This is a genomic window from Sphingomonas sp. (assembly GCF_024508665.1).
Lineage (GTDB): Bacteria > Pseudomonadota > Alphaproteobacteria > Sphingomonadales > Sphingomonadaceae > Sphingomonas.
On the sequence record NZ_JANINP010000006.1, the window covers coordinates 447,813 to 467,986 of the forward strand.

Consider the following 20,174-nt stretch of genomic DNA (forward strand, 5'->3'; position numbering starts at 1 on the left):
AATAGGATTATCCGATGCGCACCAGCCTGTTCGCCGCCGTCATGATCTTGAGCATGCCGGCGGCGGCACGGGCATCACCCGACCTCCCTCTGCTGCCGATGCCCGCGACGGTGACGTCGCAGGCTGGCAGCTTTTCTTTTGCCCGCGCGACGATGGCAGCCGACGATGGCGGGGGCATGGCCGCGGCGCGGCGGCTGGCCGATCTTGTCGCGCGCACCGGTGGACCGAAGCTCGCGCTGGCCAAAGGCGGCACGATCCGATTCCGGCGCGACGCGTCGATCAAGGGCGAAGAGGCCTATCGCCTGCGCGTCACGGCGGCGGGCGTTACGGTATCGGCATCGACCGATGGCGGGCTCTATTACGGCGCGACGACGTTGTGGCAGCTGATCGCCGCATCGCGCGATGGCCGGATCGGCGCGGTGACGATCGACGACGCGCCCGCTTTCGCCTGGCGCGGGGTGATGCTCGATTCCGCCAGACACTTCCAGCCGCCGGCCTACGTCAAACAGCTGATCGATCGCCTGGCGATGGAGAAGCTCAACGTCCTGCAATGGCATCTGACCGACGACCAGGGATGGCGAATCGAGATCGACCGCTATCCGCGCCTGACCGCGGTCGGCGCCTGGCGCCAGCCGGCGGGTGCTGCCGGGGTCGATCCAGCGACGGGCAAGCCGGTGCGCTATGGCGGCTTCTACACCAAGGCGGAGATCCGCGAGATCGTCGCTTATGCCGCCGCGCGCCACGTCACGATCGTACCCGAGATCGATATGCCGGGGCATGCCACAGCCGCGATCGCCGCCTATCCGGCGCTCGGCTCGACTGCGACCCCACCCAAGGCGCCGAGTTCCGACTGGGGCGTGATGTACAATCTGTACAATACCGATGATGCGACCTTCACGTTCCTGACCAATGTGCTCGATGAAGTGCTCGACCTGTTTCCGTCGCGCTACGTCCATGTCGGCGGCGACGAGGCGGTCAAGGATCAGTGGAAAGCCGATCCGCGCATGCAGGCGCGGATCAAAGCGCTGGGGCTGAAGGACGAAGAACAACTCCAGGGCTGGTTCATGGCGCGGATCGGCGAGTATCTCCAGAAGCGCGGCCGCCGGCTGGTCGGCTGGGACGAGATATTGGCGGGCAAGGTCCCGCCGTCGGCGACGGTGATGTCGTGGCATGGCGTGTCCGGCGCGATCGCCGCGGCCAAAGCGGGGCACGACACGATCCTGTCGCCTTCGCCCGATTTCTATCTCGACCATATCCAGAGCGATTCCGGCGATGAACCGCCAGGGCGCGGCGGTGTGATGGACTGGAAGCATATCTACACGTTCGACCCGCTGCCGGCCGCATTGAGCGCGGACGAACGGCGGTACCTGCTCGGGGTGCAGGTCAATCTATGGACCGAGCATGTCCGCACGACCGCCTATGCCGACCGCATGTTATGGCCGCGGGCGGCGGCGCTCGCCGAGCTCGCCTGGACGCCGGCGGCGAAGCGCGACTGGAAGGGGTTTGCGGCGCGATTGCCGGCGGAATTCGCGCGCTATCGGCCGTTGGGATTTGGTTACAATATGACTCCGCTCGAACCGCTGGCGAGTGTCGACGGCGAGGGCGGAAAGATCACGGTCAAGCTGCGCCAGCAGGCCGATGTCGGCACGCTGCGCTATACTACCGACGGCAGCGCCCCGACGGCGGCGTCGCAGGTCTATGACGACGCGCTGACCTTGCCGGAGGGCACCCGGCTCCGCGCGCGTGCCTTTGCCGGCGGCGATCCACTCGGCATCGGGCGCGACTGGACGCTGACCGCTGCCCTGCTGCGCATGCGCACCGTGGCCGAGATGGACTTGTGTACCGCCGCGGTGTCACTGCGGCTCGAGGATGACGGCGCGACCGACGGCGTGCGCCGGGTGCACTGGGGCGACATCTTCCATCCCTGCTGGATCTGGAAGCGCGCGCCGCTCGACGGCATCGCATCCTTGTCGGCGGATGTCGGGCAAGTCCCGTTCAATTTCTCCATCGGCGCCGATCTCGCCAAAGTGAAGTTCGACAAACCGCGCACGCCGACCGGCGAGCTCGAGGTCAGGCTCGATCGCTGCGATGGTCCGGTGGTGGCGAGCATCCCGCTCGGCGCCGCGACGCGCAATTCCGGCGTCAGCACGATCACCGGATCGCTCTCGCCGCAACAAGGACGCCATGATCTGTGCATGACCTTTACCCAGACCGGCCCCGATCCGTTGTGGATGCTCGACCGACTGACGCTGGGTCCGGCGCAATGAGCCTGACCATCGCGAGCCCGCTGGCGGGCTGGGCGACGCCGTTGGCCGAGGTGCCCGATCCGGTGTTCGCCGAGAAGATGCTGGGCGACGGCGTCGCGATCGATCCTGTCGAGGGACGGCTGGTCGCGCCGGGCGCGGGTGTAGTGCTGTCGATGCATCCGGCCGGGCATGCGGTAACGCTGCAGCTCGACGCCGGGCCGGTGCTGCTGATGCATATCGGGCTGGAGACGGTCGGGCTGAGCGGCGAGGGGTTCGCGCCCAGGGTGAGCGATGGCCAGCGCGTGGCGGCGGGCGAGCTGCTGATCGAATTCGACCTCGACCGGCTGGCGCGGACCGCGAAGAGTTTGATCACCCCGGTGATCGTCACCAATGGAGAGGCGTTCGCGGTCGAGGGTCTGGTCGGCGACCGCGCGGTGGCGGTGGGCGAGCGGCTGATGGGTTTCCGGGCGCTGGGCGGGGCTGTCGTGGCGGCCGAGGCGGCGGCGTCGACCGTCAGCCGAACGCTGGACTTGCCGCTTGCTTTTGGACTGCACGCACGGCCGGCGGCGCGGATCGCGCAACTCGCGGCCAAACATTCCTGGACGATCGAGATCGTCGCGCCGTCGGGTCGGAGCGCCTCGGCGCGAAGCGCGGTGGCGATGCTCGCGCTGGCGCTGCCGCATGGTGCGGCGATTAAGGTGCGCGGCAGTGACGGTGACGGCGTTGCCGCGATCGCCGATTTGCTGGCCGGCGGGATGGGCGAGTTCAAGCCGACCGGCACGGGCGCCAGGGCGGCCCCGGCCCCCGTGGTCGTCGAGATGCCGTCGCTGCTGAAGGGTGTCGTCGCCGTTCCCGGCGCCGCGATCGGACCAGCTTTCCGTCCGGCCGACCCAGCGGCTGATGTTACAGAGATCGGCTCGGGAGCCGATGCCGAGCGTGCCGCACTGGCCCGAGCGAAGGATCGCGTACGCGCCGCGCTGGCGGCCGACGCGGAAGGCGACGGCGACGGCGCGGGGATCGCCGCCGCGCATCTGGTGCTGCTCGACGATCCCGAATTGGCGGGTGCCGCCGATCAGACAATCGCCGCCGGCAAGAGCGCTGGGTTCGCCTGGCGGCAAGCGATCGGCACCTATGTCGAGCAATTGCGCGGCACCGGCGATGCGCGCTTCGCCGAGCGGATCGATGACTTCAATGATCTGGGCCGCCGCGTCGTGCTTTCGCTCCTGGGAGACCACGAACAGGTGCCGCCACCACCCGGTGCGATCCTGATCGCGGACGAACTCTATCCCTCGCAATTGATGGCGCTCGGCGGAGCAGGGCTTGCCGGCATCGCCACGTCGCGCGGTGGGACCACGTCACACGTTGCGATCATCGCCGCCGGAATGGGCGTGCCGATGCTGGTCTCGCTCGGCGATGCGCTGGCGCGAGTCGAGCCCGGTACCGAATTGGTGATCGAGGACGGGGCGCTGCGCATCGCGCCCGGTGCGGTGGACGTGGCGGCGGTGCGCGCGCGGATCGAGACGCGGCGGGCCCGTCGGCAGGCGGCACTGGCGCATGCCGAGCAGCCCGCGATCACCAAAGACGGCACGCGGATCGAGGTGTTCGTCAATCTCGGCTCGGCGGTCGATGCGCGCGTCGCCGTGGCGGAGGGCGCCGAGGGTTGCGGCCTGCTGCGGACCGAATTCCTGTTCCTCGACCGCGCCACGCCGCCGGACGAAGATGAGCAGCTCGCTGCCTATCAGGCGATCGCGGACGCACTGGGCAACCGGCCGCTGATCGTGCGCACGCTCGATATCGGCGCGGACAAGCCGGCGCCCTATCTGACGATCACGGCCGAAGAGAATCCGGCGCTAGGCTTGCGCGGCATCCGGCTTCAGCTGGCGCGGCGCGACCTCCTTGATACGCAGTTACGCGCGCTGCTGCGGGTGAAGGTGCCGGCACCGCTCCGGCTGATGTTGCCGATGGTCGCCGACCCCGTCGAGCTGATCGCGGCGCGCGAGGCCCTGGCGCGGCATGCAGGCGATCTCGGCGTGGGGGCGCCCGAACTCGGCATCATGGTCGAGACGCCGGCGGCCGCGCTGACGGCGGCGGCGCTCGCGGCCGAAGCGGATTTCTTCTCGATCGGCAGCAACGACCTTTCGCAATATGCCTTGGCGCGCGATCGCACCAATCCGGCGGTCGCAGCGGGGCTCGACGGTCTGCACCCGGCGGTGCTGCGGCTGATCGACGAAACGGTACGCGGCGGCGCGACGCGTGGACGCTGGACCGGAGTGTGCGGCGGGCTTGCCGCCGATCCGGAAGCGGTGCCGCTATTGATCGGGATGGGCGTGACCGAATTGTCGGTGCCGGGGGCGGCGGTCGCCGAGACCAAGGCGCTGGTCCGCGCGCTCGATCTCGCGCGATGCCGTGCGATCGCGGCGCAAGCTCTGGCCGCGCCCGATGCCGCTGCGGTGCGCGCGCTCGTTTCTTCTTTGTCGGAGCAAGGCCAATGAAGCTCTCGCTGCAATCGCTCCAGCCGCTCGGGCGCGCCTTGATGCTGCCCGTCGCCGTCCTGCCGATCGCGGGATTGTTGCTGCGTCTAGGCCAGCCCGATCTGCTCGATATTCCGTTCGTCGCGGCGGCCGGCGGGGCGATCTTCGACAATCTCGGGCTTCTGTTCGCGCTCGGCATCGGGGTCGGGGTCGCCAAGGACAATAATGGCGCGGCGGGTCTGGCCGGTCTGGTCTGCTTCCTGGTCGCGACGCGCGGAGCGATGACTTTGCTCCATGTGCCGCCCGACGTCACTGCCAATATGGGCAAGGATATCGCCGCGCTCGCCGATGCCGCGTGGCGCGAGAAGGCGATCTCGAAGCTGGCGGTGCCGATCGGCATCGCCTCGGGGCTGATCGCCGGGGCGTTCTACAATCGCTATTCGACGATACGATTGCCCGATTATCTGTCCTTTTTCGGCGGGCGGCGTTTCGTGCCGATCCTGTCGGGATTTGCCGGGCTGGCGTTCGCGGCCCTGATCGGTTTCGGCTTCGCCCCGATCAATGCCGGGATGGACGGATTGAGCTATGGCGTCGTCCAGTCGGGCACGGTGGGGCTGTTCATCTATGGCGTGCTCAACCGCTTGCTGATCGTCACCGGGCTACATCACGTCCTCAACAACGTTGCCTGGTTCATCGTCGGCGATTTCCACGGCAAGACCGGCGACCTCAACCGCTTCTTCGCGGGCGATCCGAGCGCGGGCGGGTTCATGTCGGGCTTCTTCCCGGTGATGATGTTCGGCCTGCCCGCGGCCTGCCTGGCGATGTACCGCTCCGCCTTGCCGGAACGGCGCCAGGAGGTGGGCGGCATGCTCACCTCGATGGCGCTGACCGCCTTCCTGACCGGGGTGACTGAGCCGATCGAGTTCAGCTTCATGTTCCTGGCGCCCTTGCTGTACTTCATGCACACGATCCTGACCGGCGCGGCGATGGCGCTGATGCACATTCTGGGCGTGCATCTGGGGTTCGGTTTTTCGGCCGGATTCTTCGATTACGTGCTCAATTTCTCCAAATCGACGCGGCCGTTGCTGCTGCTGCCGGTCGGGCTGGCCTATTTCGCGATCTATTACGGCGCGTTCCGCTGGGCGATCGTGAAGTTCGATTTGAAGACGCCCGGCCGCGAGCCCGAGGAGGCGGAAGAGGAAGGCGCGGCACCGCTCCCGGCCGAACGCGGACTGGCGTTCGTCGAGGCATTGGGTGGGGCGGGCAATCTCGCCAGCATCGATGCCTGCACGACGCGGCTCAGGCTGGTGGTCAACGACCAGGACAAGGTCAGCGAGGCGCGGCTCAAGAAGCTCGGCGCCAGGGGATTCATCCGGCCGAGCGCGCAGGGACTGCAAGTGGTGCTAGGACCGATCGCGGATTCGGTGGCGATGGAAATGCGCGCCGCTGCGGGGCCGTTGTCCGCGGCCGTACCGGTGGCGGAGAGCCGGCCGACGGTGACGGCGGCCGATCCGACGCCATGGCTGGCCGCGTTGGGCGGACGCGACAATATTTCCGCATCGGGCGCGGCATCGAGCCGACTGTGGGTCGACCTCTCCGATCCTGCGCGCGCCGATGAGGCGGCGCTGCGGCAATTGGGCGTGCGGATGATCGCGCGGCCCTCGGCCAATGCGCTGCACCTGATCTTGGGAGCCGATGCCGCGCCGGTCGCGGCGGGACTTCAGGCAGCGTAGCCGCTGCTGGCGATCGTCTCGGCCAGGATCGCGCGCGCGGGTTCGAGTTCGCGTGCGTAATGCCGCCAGCGCCCGATCGAGCGGTCGTTGATCGGCTCCTGGACCTGGGCATAGCTTGGGGTCGGGGCGAAGCGCGGGCTTTCGTGGAAAGCGAGTTGGGCGGGCTCCATCGGCAGACCGATATGCGCCATCAGCGCTTCGGTCTCGTCCCGCTGGCCTGCGACGAAATTCTCGTAGCGGAGCTGGTGCGGCGCGATCCCCGGCAGTCTCCGCCACTCGGCCATCAGCGTGTCGATCAGCGCATAATGGCGCGCGGCGTCGTCGAGCCGATAGCCGCAGTTGAAGCCATGGGTGAAATCGTGGCTCATCGCCGACACCATCACGTCGAGCGGATGACGCCCGACCGCGATCAACGGCGCGGCGGGGAAAGCGAGGCGAAGCAGCGGCAGGTACAGTTCGTTGAGCGGCATCTTGTCGGTGAAGAACGACGTTCCGGGCGCAAGCAGCCCGAACGCTTCGGCCCGGGCCAGATAATGGTCGCGGAGTTGGGTCGCGAGGGTCGAGCGGGCGTCGGTATCCAGCCGATCGGCATGCGCGGGGAAGGCGCCACCGGTATGCCGGGCAGCGATCTCGGCAAGCTCGGCGACAAACAGCAATTCGCCGCCCGCACGGATCCGGGAATGGCTTGCCAGCACTTGCTCGGTCAGCGTGGTGCCCGAACGCGGGAAACCGAGGACGAAGATCGGTTGCGGCACATCTTGGCAGAGCTGTGCGGGCGTCAGTCCGGCCAACCGGTCGGGCGTGAAGAACGCGCGCAGGTCGCCGGCGAGGCGCTCGACTTCGAGGCGCGCATAGCGGCGGCCTGACGCGGTGGACAGGGCTGCCTTGCCGTCAGCGAAATCGTGCCAAGCCTCCGCGTACCGGCCGGCGCGATCGCGCAAACGTCCCCGCTGGAGCAGGGCGGCCCCGGACAGGCTGGGCTCGGCGTCGAGCAGTGCCAGCCCGTCACGCCAGCGTTCGGTGCGCGACAGCAACGCCGCGCGTTGCAAGGTGACGTCGCTGCCTTGCGCTCGCGCCAGCCGCTCGGCGCGATCGAGCATCGCCGATGCCTCGTCGAACCGCCGCGCTTGTTCGAGCAATTCGGCCAGCCAGGCGAGTGGCGGCAGCGCATCGGGCATCGTGGCGATTGCGCGGCGCAACAGCGGCTCGGCATCCGACAGCGCGCCCTGCCGCTGCAGATTGCGGCCAAGATTGGCGAGCAATTGCGGATGCTCGCCGGCCAGCGCAATCGCGCGGCGCAGATGGGCGGCGCCGGCGACCAGCTCCTCGCGTTCGGACAGGATATTGCCCAGCATCATTTCGGGATGCGGGTTGCCGGGATCCGCGGCGATGGCGGCGCGGCAGGCCGCCTCCGCTTCGACGATGCGTCCGCTGTCGAACAGCATCATGGCCAGGTCGTCGTGCGGCCAGCGCGGCCGCGAGTCGATCGCGATCGCTTCGCGCAACAGGCGTTCGGCCCCGGCTACGTCGCCACGCGCGCGATGGGCCAAGGCGAGGATTTCGATCGCGTCGAGCGACACCCGATCCCGCGCCCGCGCTTCGGCCGCCAGCCTTTCCGCCTCGGCATGGCGCCCCGACTGAAACGCGGTGCGAGCGCGGGCGATCAGGTCGCTGGTGGTAGAAAAAGGGGGCATGGCGTCGGATAACGCCATGCCCCGTTCTAAGGAAGCCGATGCAGAAAAGGGAGGATCGGCTCTGGACTCTAGAATTTCAGACCGCCGGCAAACGATCTGGGGGTCGGAACCGCCCGCCCTTGCGATGCAAAGGGAAGCTGGGGGCGGGCGGTTCCGGTACGATCGGGATAACGGCGGGAGGTCGTCGCCGCATGTCCCGATTGTAACGAAAGATTGCCGATGCGATCGCCGCTCTAGGCGGCGAGGCGAGCGAGCCGTCCATCGGCGCCGAGCAGGGTGACGCTCGCCCCGCTCGCACGGCGCCGGGCCAGCCACTCGCGGAACAGCTCGGCGCAGCTGTGATCGACCGCCGCCAGACCGCGCACGTCGATCGTCAGCGGCTTGTCGGCGGGCGCCTTGTCGAGCGCGTCGCTAAGCCTCGGCAGTTGGACGAAGGTCGCGGTGCCCGACAGGTTGAGCGCGGCGTGCTCGTCCGCTTCCTGGTGATCGACGCCGAGCTTAAGGCGCTTCAGGTGCGGGATCACTTCGATCAGCGAGAGCGCGATGCCGACCAGCACGCCGGTCAGCAGATCCTCGGCAACGACGATCACCAGGGTCGCGGCCCAGATCACCGCAGGCAGCACGCCATGGTGGCGGAACAGCTCGCGGACATGCTTCACATTGACCAGTTTCCACCCCGTCACGACCAGCACCGCGCCGAGCGTCGCCATCGGGATCTCGCGCAGCAGCCAGGGCAGCAAGGCGACGAAGCCGAGAATCCACACGCCGTGCAGGATCGCCGAAAGCCGGGTGACGGCGCCGGCCTGGACGTTGGCCGAGCTGCGGACGATCACGCCGGTCATTGGCAGCGAGCCGGCCACGCCGCACAACAGATTGCCGACGCCCTGCGCGCGCAATTCCTTGTTATAGTCGGTGCGGACGCCGTCATGCATCTTGTCGACCGCAGCGGCCGACAGCAACGTCTCGGCACTGGCGATAAAGGCGATGGCGAGCGCCGCGACCAGGATCGACGGGTCGAGCCATTTCGCGAAGATCGACGCATCGGGCACCGCCACGGCAGCGGCGATCGATTCGGGCACGTTGACGCGGGTGACGTCGAGGCCGAACAGGAACGCGACCAGCGTGCCGGCGACCACGCCGAGCAGGGCACCCGGCACCAGCCGCAGCGCGGCCGGACGGAATCTCTCCCAGGCGATCATGACGCCGATCGTCAGCAGCGCGATGAACAAAGCGAGTTCGGTCGAGGTCGCGTTGCTCGGGTCGAGGCCGAGCAGGCGGCCCGGCATCGCGGTGAGGTTGGCGAGCCCGCTCGACATCGGCTTGGCGTCGAACAGAACGTGGAACTGGCCGGCCACGATCAGCACACCGATGCCGGCGAGCATGCCATGGACCACGGCGGGAGAGATCGCGCGGAACCAGCCGCCGAGCTTGAAGATGCCGGCAGCGACCTGGATCAGGCCGGCCAGGATCAGGATCGGTCCCAGCGCTGACAGGCCCTGGTCGCGGATCAGCTCGAACACGATCACTGCCAGGCCGGCGGCGGGGCCACTGACCTGCAGCGGCGAACCCGCCAGCGAGCCGACGACGATGCCACCAATGATGCCGGTGATCAGGCCCTTTTCGGGGGGCACGCCCGACGCGATCGCGATGCCCATGCAGAGGGGCATCGCGACCAGGAAAACGACGATCGAGGCGGTGAAGTCGCGGGCGAGAAACCCACCCGCCGGCTTGGCGGTACTCATTCGGCTGCCTCCGCATAGTCCTCGCCCATCGCCAGGCGCTGGCCGGCGGCGAGCGCCACCGGCAGCGGGCGATCGTCGCGGATCGGCACGAAGCGGCCGGTCTCGCCGTCGAGGCCGAGCATCACGCCCTGATGGATGTCGACGAACCAGCCGTGCAGCGAGATCTCGCCACGCGCGATGCCGGCGGCGACCGACGGATGGGTGCGCAGATGGGCAAGCTGGACGACGACGTTCTCCAGGCTGGCGGCGCGCACCTTCTCGGCCTTTTCGAGCGGGCCGTAGCCGGCGCGCACGACGCATTCGGCGGCATGGCTGTGGCGCAGCCAGGCGGCGACATTGGGCATGCCCTCGAGCATCTCGGGATTCATCAGCGCCTTCATCGCGCCGCAGTCGGAATGGCCGCAGACGATGATGTCGCGAACGCCGAGCGCGCTGACGGCATATTCGACCGTCGACGACACGCCGCCATTCTGCGTCGCGAACGGCGGGACGATGTTGCCAGCATTGCGGCAGACGAACAGGTCGCCGGGCTCGGCCTGCATGATCAGCTCGGGCACGACGCGGCTGTCGGCACAGGAGATCATCAACGCCTTGGGGCTCTGTCCGTGGACCGCGAGTTTGGCATAGAGGTCGTTGCTGCTAGGGAAAACGCGCTTTTCGAAATCGTAGACGCGTCCGATCAGATCGTTCACGGCATATGCTCCTCTTGGCTGGTTGCCGGGAAGAGCTAGGGCCTCGAATTTGCCGCAGTGCAGCGCGGGCGTAAGGAAATGTTGCCGGTGCTGCAGTCGGCTGCGCGTTGGGAACGATCAGTTGGCTTCGCTTGTCGCGCTCACCCGCCGTTTGAAGACGATCGACCGGCCATAGCGTTCGAGCAGCAGGCTGCCATTGTCGATGCGCAGCGGCGTCTTCGCGAATGCAACCTTGCCAAGGTCGTTCTGCTCGAACCGCACGTGGATACGCGAAGCCCGCGAGCCGTCGAGGCGAAAGGCGTCGCTGTGCAGGTCGTACACGCCCAATGTCAGACGCAGCGATACCGGCCGATCGCCGGGCGCAAGCGGAAGCGCGTCGCTGTCATCGGACAATTGGCCGCCGACGAAACGCCCGTCGGCCAGGCCGATCTCGGCGTCGAAATATTGCCTGGTCCAGCCCTGGGGCAAGTCGAGCACAAGATGCGTCTTTCCGTCGGATGCCGGTTGCTGTCCCAGCATGACGAATGCGGGCGCGGTGACCGGATCGCTCGTCAACAGGACCATGTTGCCGTCTACACGCCAGGTACCGCTCGCGCTTTCGTCCAGCGCGCCATAGGACAAGCCATAGTCGAACCGCCCATCAGCCCGCAGTTCCAAGCCGGCCGCCATTTCCATTTGATGACCATCGTAGGTTCCGGCCAATTGCGAGGGGCTCGCCAGCGCGGTTTGTCCGGCGACGACCACTGAGGGGGACGCGATAGCGAACAGTGACAGACCGGCCAGCGCGGCAGTCACGGCGCGGTAGGATCGATGGCGGGTGATGCACCCCATCCGGAGACGCTAGGCGTCTTTTCCGCGACGGTACAGGCTCAGGCGGCGTCCGGCCTGTTTCGGCGCCATAGCCGAAAGAGCAGGACCAGCCCGACCATGACGAAACACAGCCACGGCACCGCCAGCCAGTCGATCCAGTCCGGGCCGGTCGGGGCGCTGGCCCGGCTGTCGGTATAGGCGGCCAGCAGGACCAGCGCGGTAGCGTGCGCCAGGATCAGCCACAGGCTATAGGATGTGATTTTCCATGAACGCTTGTCCGCCGGTTTCGTCAGCAATGCCCGCAGCGTTGAGATGAGCGCGGCAACGACGAATATTCCGCTGCCTGCAACGATGGCCAACCCGAGCAGCAAGCCGTCCAACCGGATCGCAATATCGCTCACTTGCCCTCCTGTCCTGTTCCCGCTCGACGGCTTATCGCACGATTATCGTCGGTCGGGCTCAACCGTCGCGTTGTTTGCCGCGCAACGCCTTGAACACCTCGGCCGGCCCCGCCGCGAGGCTGGCGGCGATGATGAATCCCAAGGCGAATGGCGCCACGATGATCGCGATATACGTGCTCTTCAGCACGGACTTCTTGATCGGCGCCGGATCCATCGCGGAAATCATATCAGTTTCCGTGATCGCAGGGCAGTCCGTCCGACGCTCTAGCCGGCGGCTGCCGCTCCGCGCGGCAGGGTGATCCGCGCACTGAGTCCGCCCGACGGCGCGGCGTCGAGCGCGAACTCGCCGCCATGCGCCGCCACCGCGCGCTGAACGATGGCGAGGCCGAGGCCGAACCCCTGGGTATCGCGGCCCCGCGCGTCGTCAAGCCGGACGAAGGGTTCGAGCGCGCGGGCGCGATCTGCGGGGGCGATGCCCGGGCCGTTGTCCTCGACCGCGATCGTTACCCGATCGGGAGTGGCATCGAGACGAATGTCAACGCGCTTGCCATAATGCAGCGCGTTGTCGACGAGATTGGTGAGCGCGCGCTTCATGGCGACGCGGCGAACGATCACTTCGCAATGATCGGGGCCATGATATTTGGCCTTGCCGCCGCGATCGACGGCGTCGTCGGCGAGCGTGGCGCACATCACCGCGAGATCAGTGGCGGCCGGCGTCTCGGCATCGGCTTCATCCTCTCCCGAGAGGTAGGCGAGCAGGGACGACACCATCTGCTCCATCTCGACAACATCGTGCTGGATCGCGTCGCGTAAATCGCCCTCGTCAATCGCGTCGGCGCGCAGATGGAGGCGGGCAAGCGGGGTGCGGAAATCGTGGCCGACTGCGGCCAGCGCCTGGGTGCGGTCGGCGATCAGTTTGTGAATGCGCGCCTGCATCGCGTTGAACGCGACGATGACGTCGCGGACTTCGCTCGGACCGCGTTCGGGTACGGCCTCGACTTCGCCATGCCCGACGCGATCGGCGGCGCGGGCGAGGTCGCGCATCGGGCGCAGCATCTGGCGCACCAGCAATCCACCGATGAGGATCAGCGCGACCGCCGGGGTCAAAGCGAGCAGGATGCGGCTGACCGCCATGTCGAGCGCGCGCACCGGCTGGCGCGTGCGGAAGGTGACCCAGCTCGCATCCTCGAGCCGGAATGCGCCGGTGATGAAGCCGTCGCGTCCTGGCGAGGTGAGACTGAGGCGGAGGTCGCGCCCGTCGAGATCGGGTTCCCAGGCGAGCACTTGGTCGGTCAGCTTGTCGAGCGACGGCGCGACCGCGGGCGACTTGGGCAACACCGCGCGCCACGCGACCGCGTAGCGCGAGGTAGTGAGTTCGGACGCCATCGCGTTGCGCTCGCCGATCGGCGCCTCCTCGATCAGTTTGCTGGCGATGATGAGGTGCTCGGCCAGCCGGTGGGCTTCGTCTTGGCGTACGGAGAATTGGCTGGCGCGCTCGTACAGGAACGTGCTCGCTCCATATTCGACCAGCACCGCGAGCAGCAGGATCGCGAAGACGCGGCCGATCAGCCCCAAGGTGAGGTGGGGCAGGCGCGTCAACGTCGCTCCACCGCGACGTTGAGCATATAGCCGACGCCGCGAACGGTGATGATCGGGGCGGGCTTGCCCGCGCTCGACAATTTGCGGCGCAGACGGCTGATCAGCACGTCGACGCTGCGGTCCGAGCTGTCGCCGAGCCGGGTACGCGACAATTCGATCAGCCGTTCACGCGCGATCACTCGCTGGGCGTTGTCGCACAAGGCAACGAGCAGGTCGAACTCGGCGCCGGTCAGTTCGACTGCCGCGCCGGTCGGCGAAAGCAATTCGCGGCGCGGAAGATTGACGGTCCAGCCCTCGAAACTGAGCTCGCCCTTCTCGCGATCAGCGGGGCCGCGTTCGATGGCATGGCGGCGCAGCACGGCGCGAATCCGCGCGACCAATTCGCGCGTTCCGAACGGCTTGGCGAGATAATCGTCGGCGCCGAGCTCGAGCCCGACGACGCGGTCGGTCTCGCTGCCCTTGGCCGAGATGAAGATGATCGGCACATCGCTGGTGCGGCGAAGCTCGCGGCACAAATCGATGCCGCTGGTCCCCGGCAACATGATGTCGAGCAGGACGAGATCGACGGGCCCCTGTTCGAACGCGCGCCACATTTCGGGCGCGGTCGCGGCGGGGCGGACAGTATAGCCATTCTCCTGCAGCGCGCGGGTGGTGAGCGTGCGGAGCGGTGGGTCGTCCTCGACCAGGACGATGTTGGGGGCGGTCATCGGACGACCTCTGTCGGTGCCATGCGCTCGACCTAGTCGCGCGGCGCTTCGCCCTCAAGGTCACCACCCGGGACCGGCAATGATTTGTTACGGAGCGGCAAGGCGGCGCGACGGATCGAATGGCAGGAAGCGGGCTCTTTTGAGGAGTCCGATGTGAAATCCGTCCTGATCGCCCTGGCCGCCGCGCTCGCCCTGCCACTACCCGCCGTCGCGCAATCGCTCGATGAGACGCACGAACTGGTCTGGCACCCGGCCGGCAAGATCCCTGCGGCCATCCATCGCATGCGCGACCGTCCCGCCTGCACTCCAAGCGCGGGGCATCACCAATCGGGCAAGACGGCGATGCCGGCGAAGAAGGCCTGCGGCACGGAAATGGCGAAGGCGCCGGCGGCCTCTGATGGCGGGGAACCCGCAGTCGCACGATAACCGCCCGCGTCCTGCTTCAACCAAAATCGTCATCCCAGCGAAGCTGGGACCCATCTCCTGAACGGGCAGCAAAGTGCGCCGGCTGATTTTGTGGGCGGCGCCGGAGATGGGTCCCCGCTGTCGCGGGGATGACGGTAAGAGAGGCGAGCCCCTCACGGCAGCGCGAGTTGCGCCTTGGCGACCTGTTGCAATTGGACCGCGACCTTGGGATCGATGCCGAGATCGTCGGCGGCGCGCTCATTGGCGCCCAACCGCGTCGGATCGAGTCCGGTGACGCGGCCGAACACGACCAGTGCCTCGAGATAATAGCCGAAGATGCTCGCGTGATAATGGTCGTAGGTCCACAGATCGACCTGCCCGAATGCGACGCCGTTATAGGGGTCGGGGTCGGCGATTCCGCTCGCGATCGCGCGGTTCCATGCTTCGCCGACCGGCAGGACGCCGCGGAACGCTGGCGATAGCGCGCGCACGCCGTCGGTCGCGCGGCGCAGGTCCTGCGCCATCGCCGTAATCGGCTTGCCCGACCAGGGGCTGCCCGGCTGATAGACCAGGTCGGCCCGGCTCCAGGTCGCCATCAGATAGATGTCGACCCTCGGGTTGTTGCGCGCGAACATCGCGGCAAGTTGCGGCGCGTAGGTGCGGTAATCGGTTGGGTCACCGGGATGCTCGCGGTCGAGCGTGCTCAGTTCCTGGAGGACGACGACATCCCATTGGCGGTCGATCAGCTGGCGGCGCTGATTCCAGTGGAAGCCGAGCGTCTTGCCGCCATCGGTCTCCAGCGCCACCGTGTAATTGAGACCGGACTCGGCGGCGAACAATTTGAATAGCGCCGGCACGCCGCCATAGCCGTCGCCGTTCAGGTCGATGACGGTGTTGTTGCGATAGCGCTTGACCGCGGAATGCGCCCCTTGCGTGAAGCTGTTGCCGATGAACAGGATCGAGCGCGGCCGGGTGACTGTCGCAGCCCGCGGCGCGGCGGTAGCGGCCGGTGGCGGCGGGACCACCTGCGCCACCACCGGGGTCGCGGCAACGGCGCCAAACGCGATGCCGAGCGCGAGGGTGAACAGGGTAAGTCGCTTCATTGTCAGAACTTCTTCCCAATCTGCATGTACCAATAGCGTCCATAAGGCACGTAGAGCGAGCCGAGATAGCCCGACTCCGTGACCGGAGGCTGCTTGTCGAAGATATTACGCGCTCCGATGCGGAAACTGGTGCCGTCCATAGGGCCTTTGCGGAGGCGATATTGTGCGTAGAGGTTGAACTGGGTCTGACCATCCACGACGAACGGATTGCCCGCGCCATCCAGGAAATTGGTGTCGTAGACCGTGCCGATATAATTGGCGTAGCCGCCCAGCTGGAACCCGCCCAACGTCCAGGTCAGCGATCCCGACCAGCGCCATTTCGGTTTGCCGTTGACCTGAAGCAGGCTCCTCGCGTCGGTCAGCGGCGTCGCCGGGTTGATGGTGCCGGCGGCGCGCGCGTCGAACAACGCCTGCACCGCGGGCGGCGTCTGGCGGCTGTACTTCGTCAGCCGCGCGACGTTGACGTTGAGGTTGAACCGCCCGAACCCGGTCCTGACCGTGTAGAGCATGGTCAGATCGTATCCGCGTACCGTCTGGGGCAACAGGTTGACGAACTGGTCCTTGATCAAGGTGACGGCGCCGGCGGGGGCCAGGCCGGTGCCGGCGAAGACCGGCGTGTCGTCGCTGGTCGGCGCGGCGCGGATCACGTTGGGGTTGCTCGATCCCTGCAAGCGCAACAGGTAATCGAGCACCAAGGCGTTCTGTGCTCCAAACTGGCCGACGATCCCGGTCTGCTTGATCGACCAGTAATCGGCGGTGAAGGTCAGCTTGCCGTATTCGCTCGGGATGAACTTGGGTTCGAGCACGACACCCGCCGTCCAGTTGGTGCTGTTCTCGGGCTTGAGGTCGGGATTGCCGCTGACAGAGATCGAATAGCCGATCGTCCGCGTGCAGCCGGGGAAGTTGTTGGCGGCAAGGCGGCCAGCGCGGACGTCTGCCTCGCAACGATAATAATCGGTCGAGGCGGCGCCATTGGTGTTGAGCCGCGAAAAGGCGACCGCATTGGTCTGCTCCAGATTCGGCGCGCGGAATCCCTTCGAATAGGAGCCGCGCAGGCGGATGCCGTCGATCAGGTCCCAGGCCGCGGCGATCTTCGGCTTCGCCACCGAGCCGAAGTCGCTGTAATGCTCGTAACGCCCGGCGAGCTGGACATCCAAGCGGCGGATCAGCGGCACTTTCATATCCGGCGAGATGACGGGCACGGCGAGCTCTCCGAACGCCGAGAAGACGGTGCGCTCGCCATGGGTGCTGAACGTCGGACTGACCGCGGCGATGTTCGACAGATTGGTCGCGCCGGTCACCGAATCGGTAAAGGTCACGGTGCCGTTGAGGTTGGGGTCGCGATCGTCGCGCTGCGTCTCGCGCCGGCCTTCGATGCCAAGCGCGATGCCCAGCCCGCCCGCCGGCAGGGCGATCAGGTCCGGCTTGGACAATTTGAAGTCGGCGAGGCCGAGAGTCGTCTTGGATTGGCGGCGCAGATTGACTTTGAACTGATCGATCGTCGACTGGCTGGCGGGTGAGCAGTCGCCGAGGCTTGGGCTCGCCGCGCAGCCGCCGCTGAACGGATTATAGGCGTCGGGCGTCGACAGGCTCAGATTCTTCTGCAGCTTGGTCATGTCGATCGCATTCGAATTGTCGGTCGCCTGGGCTTCCGAATAGAGCAGGCCGGTGTCGAAATCGAAGCTGCCGATCTTGCCCTTGGCGCCGACCAGGAAACGGTCCTGCCAGTTGACGGTGTTCACCACCTGATATCCGGCGTCGAGGAAACGATATGTGCTGAGCGTTACGGGCAGGCCGGCGGCAGGGACGTTGGTCAGGCCCGGGATGCGGTTGGGGTTGGTCTGGCCGTTGGCGAATGTCACCGGGCCAAACGGATTCCAGTAATTGGACGCCGGGATGGTGATGGCGTTCAGGTTGATCGTCGGCGGCTGGATGCGCTGCGTATCCGCGCGGTAATAGCCGAGCTCGGTATAGAGCGTGACGCGGTCCGACACGTCGTAATGTGCGGTCAGGAAGCTGTTGTAGCGATTGAGCGACGGCGTGACCGTCGTGCCCGGGCGCGTATCGAACCGCTCCGAGCGCAAGGTCGTCGCGGTCGCGCGCGAGCCCGTGCCGAGGCAGGTGTCGGCGCTGAGCACGAACACACAGCCCGGATTGAGCACCGACTGGGTGTGGAACGCGCCGGCAGACGAGGTCAGCGCCTTGTTGCCCGGGCTCATGCGGATCGTGCCCGGCCCGCCGACGACCGCGAGATTGGCCCAGGGCGACTGGGTGGCGCGGCCGTCCGCGGTCAGGTTGCCGGCAAAGGCGGGATTATCCGCGAACAAGGACAGCAGATTGTCGGTCGCGGTATAGGGCTCGTCCGACGCGAGCTGTGCCGTGTGGCGGGTGTAGTCGAGATAGAGCGACACGTTGCCGCGGCCGCCGCCGAAATTCTTGCCGTAGGTGCCGGTCACTTCATAGTCGCGGCGGCTGGTGCCCTCGGGCCCGCCATAGCGGAAGTCGAAGCTGCCGCCGTTGAGATCGGTCTTGGTCACCGTGTTGACCACGCCGGCGACCGCATCCGAGCCATAGATGGCGGCGGCACCGTCGCGCAGGATCTCGACGCGTTCCAACCCCGCTACGGGCAGCGAATTGGCGTTGTAGCCGAGCACCGGCACGTTGCCTTCGCCCGCCTGGCTGGTCGGATGCGAGACGAGACGGCGGCCGTTGAGCAGGACGAGCGTATAGCCGATGCCCAGGTTGCGCAGGTTGATCGAATTGACGTCGCCGCGCGCCGCGTTGCTGGTCTGCGGGTTGTTGCCTTCGTTGAACGTGACGTCGCCGGCCTGCGGAATCGAGCGGAACAGATCGTCACCCGACGCCGCGCCCATCGCGTCGATCTGGTCGCTGCCGATCACCGTGACCGGCAAGGCGGCGGTGGTCTTCGCGCCCCGAATCTGCGTGCCGACGACGACGATGTCCTTCTCGGATCCGGACTGGCCGCTCGCCTGGCTGTCATTGCTTTGCGAGTCGGTGAGGCCGGGGACATTGTCCTGCGGCGCGGCCTGGGTTTGGGATTGGTCTTGGGGTGGCGCGGCGGGCACATCCTGTGCGGCTGCCGGGCGCGCCGCGGTCAGCGCCGCCAATGCGGTGCCGGCAGCCAAAGCGCTCAGCCTGATCGATCGATTCATGTCACTCTCCCCGTTTTCGTTATGCGATGATCTGTGGCTCAACGGCCGCTTCGAGATTCTCTTCGACCAGCGGCCGCCAGCTGAGCGCGCTGTCGAGCGCGGCGCGGTCCAGCTTGCCTTCCCAGCGCGCCACGACGATCGCGGCGACCGCGTTGCCGATGAAATTGGTGAGGCTGCGGCATTCGCTCATGAAGCGGTCGACGCCCAGGATCAGCGCCATGCCGGCGACCGGCACCGACGGCACGATCGACAAGGTCGCGGCGAGCGTGACGAAGCCGGCACCGGTGACCCCCGCGGCGCCCTTCGAACTCAGCATCGCGACCGCCATCAGCAGCAATTGATCGCCCAGCGACAGGTGCACTCCGGTCGCCTGCGCGATGAACAGGGCGGCGAGCGTCATGTAGATGTTGGTGCCGTCGAGGTTGAACGAATAGCCGGTCGGCACGACCAGCCCGACCACGCCGCGGTCGCAGCCTGCCGCCTCCAGCTTGGCGATAAGGTTGGGCAGCGCCGCCTCGGACGACGAGGTGCCGAGCACGAGCAGCAATTCGGCCTTGAGATAGCCGAGCAGCTTGAGGATCGAGAAACCATGCGCGCGGGCGACCGCGCCCAGCACGATCAGGACGAACAGCAATGACGTCAGATAAAAGGTCGCGACCAGCGCGCCGAGATTGATCAGGCTGCCGACGCCATATTTGCCGATAGTGAAGGCGATCGCGCCGAACGCGCCGATCGGTGCCGCCTTCATCAGGATGCCGGTGAGCTTGAACACGACCAGGCCGAGCCGCTCGACCAGCTCGAGGACAGGTTCGGCGGGGCGCCCTACGAGCGACAGCGAAATGCCGAACAGGATCGCGACGAACAACGTCTGCAGGATGGACCCATCGGTCAGCGCGGAAACCATCGTCGTCGGAATGATCGCCATCAGGAAGCCGGTGACGCTGGTTTCGTGCGCGTCGTGCGCATAACCGGAGACCGCTTTGGCATCGAGCGTGGCCGGGTCGACGTTCATCCCCGCGCCGGGCTGAACGACATTGGCGACGATCAGGCCGACGATCAGCGCGAGCGTCGAGAAGACCAGGAAATAGCCGAAGGCTTTCAGGGCGACACGACCGACCGAGCCGAGCTCGCGCATCCCGGCGATACCGCCAACCACGGTCAGGAAGATGACCGGTGCAATGATCATCTTGACCAATTTGATGAACCCGTCGCCGAGTGGCTTGAGCGCTTCGCCGCCGGCCGGCCAGAAATGGCCGAGCATTGCGCCGAGCACGATCGCGGCGAGCACCTGCGCATAGAGGTGGCGGTAGAAAGGCTTGCGCGCTTGGGGCGCCGGCGCCTCGACGGGGTGAGCGATCATTGTTCCTCTCTGTGTGGGGCGGCGGGCCCCGTGGCCCT

15 protein-coding genes are annotated in these 20,174 nt (G+C 67.0%); 4 read left to right on the forward strand and 11 right to left on the reverse strand.

The genetic code is table 11. From position 1 onward, the window contains the following. Nucleotides 1-14 precede the first annotated feature (14 nt). The 3 genes from Q0L25_RS11080 to nagE are packed head-to-tail and all read left to right on the forward strand — an operon-like array spanning nucleotide 15 to nucleotide 6,450. The gene (locus tag Q0L25_RS11080; RefSeq protein WP_296614207.1) at nucleotides 15-2,267 is read left to right on the forward strand and encodes a family 20 glycosylhydrolase; all 2,253 of its coding nucleotides are present in this window, start codon (nucleotides 15-17) and stop codon (nucleotides 2,265-2,267) included. Further along, nucleotides 2,264-4,738 carry a phosphoenolpyruvate--protein phosphotransferase gene (gene ptsP / locus Q0L25_RS11085; RefSeq protein ID WP_296614209.1) on the forward strand — a complete coding sequence of 825 codons (2,475 nt, stop codon included), beginning with the start codon at nucleotides 2,264-2,266 and terminating at the stop codon, nucleotides 4,736-4,738. The genes Q0L25_RS11080 and ptsP overlap by 4 nt, the downstream gene beginning before the upstream one ends. Then, a complete protein-coding gene (nagE, locus tag Q0L25_RS11090) occupies nucleotides 4,735-6,450 on the forward strand; it encodes an N-acetylglucosamine-specific PTS transporter subunit IIBC (protein ID WP_296614211.1) in 1,716 nt (571 codons plus the stop codon). Before ptsP ends, nagE begins: the two co-directional genes overlap by 4 nt. On the opposite strand, the gene Q0L25_RS11095 is transcribed toward nagE, so the two are convergent. The 8 genes from Q0L25_RS11095 to Q0L25_RS11130 all read right to left on the reverse strand — a co-directional run bounded on the left by Q0L25_RS11095 (nucleotide 6,438) and on the right by Q0L25_RS11130 (nucleotide 14,095). Further along, nucleotides 6,438-8,144: a sulfotransferase gene (locus Q0L25_RS11095; RefSeq protein WP_296614213.1), complete on the reverse strand. Its 1,707-nt coding sequence runs from the start codon at nucleotides 8,142-8,144 to the stop codon at nucleotides 6,438-6,440. The genes nagE and Q0L25_RS11095 overlap by 13 nt on opposite strands. A gap of 233 nt (nucleotides 8,145-8,377) precedes the next feature. Beyond that, nucleotides 8,378-9,886: a SulP family inorganic anion transporter gene (locus Q0L25_RS11100; RefSeq protein ID WP_296614215.1), complete on the reverse strand. Its 1,509-nt coding sequence runs from the start codon at nucleotides 9,884-9,886 to the stop codon at nucleotides 8,378-8,380. Further along, complete coding sequence (locus Q0L25_RS11105; protein ID WP_296614216.1) at nucleotides 9,883-10,578, reverse strand: carbonic anhydrase; 696 nt, start codon at nucleotides 10,576-10,578, stop codon at nucleotides 9,883-9,885. Before Q0L25_RS11105 ends, Q0L25_RS11100 begins: the two co-directional genes overlap by 4 nt. Before the next feature lie 117 nt (nucleotides 10,579-10,695). Beyond that, nucleotides 10,696-11,373 carry a hypothetical protein gene (locus tag Q0L25_RS11110; RefSeq protein ID WP_296614218.1) on the reverse strand — a complete coding sequence of 226 codons (678 nt, stop codon included), beginning with the start codon at nucleotides 11,371-11,373 and terminating at the stop codon, nucleotides 10,696-10,698. Nucleotides 11,374-11,447: 74 nt separating this feature from the next. Continuing rightward, on the reverse strand, nucleotides 11,448-11,789 hold the full coding sequence (locus Q0L25_RS11115) for a hypothetical protein (protein ID WP_296614219.1): 342 nt from the start codon (nucleotides 11,787-11,789) through the stop codon (nucleotides 11,448-11,450). A gap of 58 nt (nucleotides 11,790-11,847) precedes the next feature. After that, the gene (locus Q0L25_RS11120; RefSeq protein ID WP_296614221.1) at nucleotides 11,848-12,015 is read right to left on the reverse strand and encodes a hypothetical protein; all 168 of its coding nucleotides are present in this window, start codon (nucleotides 12,013-12,015) and stop codon (nucleotides 11,848-11,850) included. Nucleotides 12,016-12,053: 38 nt separating this feature from the next. Further along, the gene (locus Q0L25_RS11125; protein WP_296614223.1) at nucleotides 12,054-13,388 is read right to left on the reverse strand and encodes an ATP-binding protein; all 1,335 of its coding nucleotides are present in this window, start codon (nucleotides 13,386-13,388) and stop codon (nucleotides 12,054-12,056) included. Then, a complete protein-coding gene (locus Q0L25_RS11130; RefSeq protein ID WP_296614226.1) occupies nucleotides 13,385-14,095 on the reverse strand; it encodes a response regulator transcription factor in 711 nt (236 codons plus the stop codon). The genes Q0L25_RS11125 and Q0L25_RS11130 overlap by 4 nt, the downstream gene beginning before the upstream one ends. 153 nt (nucleotides 14,096-14,248) lie before the next feature. On the opposite strand from Q0L25_RS11130, the gene Q0L25_RS11135 reads away from it, so the two are divergent. After that, nucleotides 14,249-14,521, forward strand: a complete 273-nt coding sequence (locus Q0L25_RS11135; protein WP_296614227.1) for a hypothetical protein — start codon at nucleotides 14,249-14,251, stop codon at nucleotides 14,519-14,521. Between the two features lie 152 nt (nucleotides 14,522-14,673). Here the strand turns inward: Q0L25_RS11135 and Q0L25_RS11140 are convergent, their stop codons facing one another. The 3 genes from Q0L25_RS11140 to Q0L25_RS11150 are packed head-to-tail and all read right to left on the reverse strand — an operon-like array spanning nucleotide 14,674 to nucleotide 20,136. After that, nucleotides 14,674-15,603 (reverse strand): DUF4886 domain-containing protein, encoded by a 930-nt coding sequence (locus Q0L25_RS11140; RefSeq protein WP_296614228.1) that lies wholly within the window; start codon nucleotides 15,601-15,603, stop codon nucleotides 14,674-14,676. A gap of 2 nt (nucleotides 15,604-15,605) precedes the next feature. Continuing rightward, nucleotides 15,606-18,776 (reverse strand): TonB-dependent receptor, encoded by a 3,171-nt coding sequence (locus Q0L25_RS11145; protein WP_296614230.1) that lies wholly within the window; start codon nucleotides 18,774-18,776, stop codon nucleotides 15,606-15,608. A gap of 19 nt (nucleotides 18,777-18,795) precedes the next feature. Then, nucleotides 18,796-20,136, reverse strand: a complete 1,341-nt coding sequence (locus tag Q0L25_RS11150; RefSeq protein ID WP_296614231.1) for a dicarboxylate/amino acid:cation symporter — start codon at nucleotides 20,134-20,136, stop codon at nucleotides 18,796-18,798. Between the last annotated feature and the right edge of the window lie 38 nt (nucleotides 20,137-20,174).

What these genes read in the sequence shown, in the direction of transcription:
- Q0L25_RS11130 (WP_296614226.1), bottom strand. Translation starts at nt 14,095, where the DNA reads ATGACCGCCCCCAACATCGTCCTGGTCGAGGACGACCCACCGCTCCGC.
- nagE (WP_296614211.1), top strand. Translation starts at nt 4,735, where the DNA reads ATGAAGCTCTCGCTGCAATCGCTCCAGCCGCTCGGGCGCGCCTTGATG.
- Q0L25_RS11140 (WP_296614228.1), bottom strand. Translation starts at nt 15,603, where the DNA reads ATGAAGCGACTTACCCTGTTCACCCTCGCGCTCGGCATCGCGTTTGGC.
- Q0L25_RS11100 (WP_296614215.1), bottom strand. Translation starts at nt 9,886, where the DNA reads ATGAGTACCGCCAAGCCGGCGGGTGGGTTTCTCGCCCGCGACTTCACC.
- Q0L25_RS11120 (WP_296614221.1), bottom strand. Translation starts at nt 12,015, where the DNA reads ATGATTTCCGCGATGGATCCGGCGCCGATCAAGAAGTCCGTGCTGAAG.
- Q0L25_RS11145 (WP_296614230.1), bottom strand. Translation starts at nt 18,776, where the DNA reads ATGAATCGATCGATCAGGCTGAGCGCTTTGGCTGCCGGCACCGCATTG.
- Q0L25_RS11080 (WP_296614207.1), top strand. Translation starts at nt 15, where the DNA reads ATGCGCACCAGCCTGTTCGCCGCCGTCATGATCTTGAGCATGCCGGCG.
- Q0L25_RS11095 (WP_296614213.1), bottom strand. Translation starts at nt 8,144, where the DNA reads ATGCCCCCTTTTTCTACCACCAGCGACCTGATCGCCCGCGCTCGCACC.
- ptsP (WP_296614209.1), top strand. Translation starts at nt 2,264, where the DNA reads ATGAGCCTGACCATCGCGAGCCCGCTGGCGGGCTGGGCGACGCCGTTG.
- Q0L25_RS11150 (WP_296614231.1), bottom strand. Translation starts at nt 20,136, where the DNA reads ATGATCGCTCACCCCGTCGAGGCGCCGGCGCCCCAAGCGCGCAAGCCT.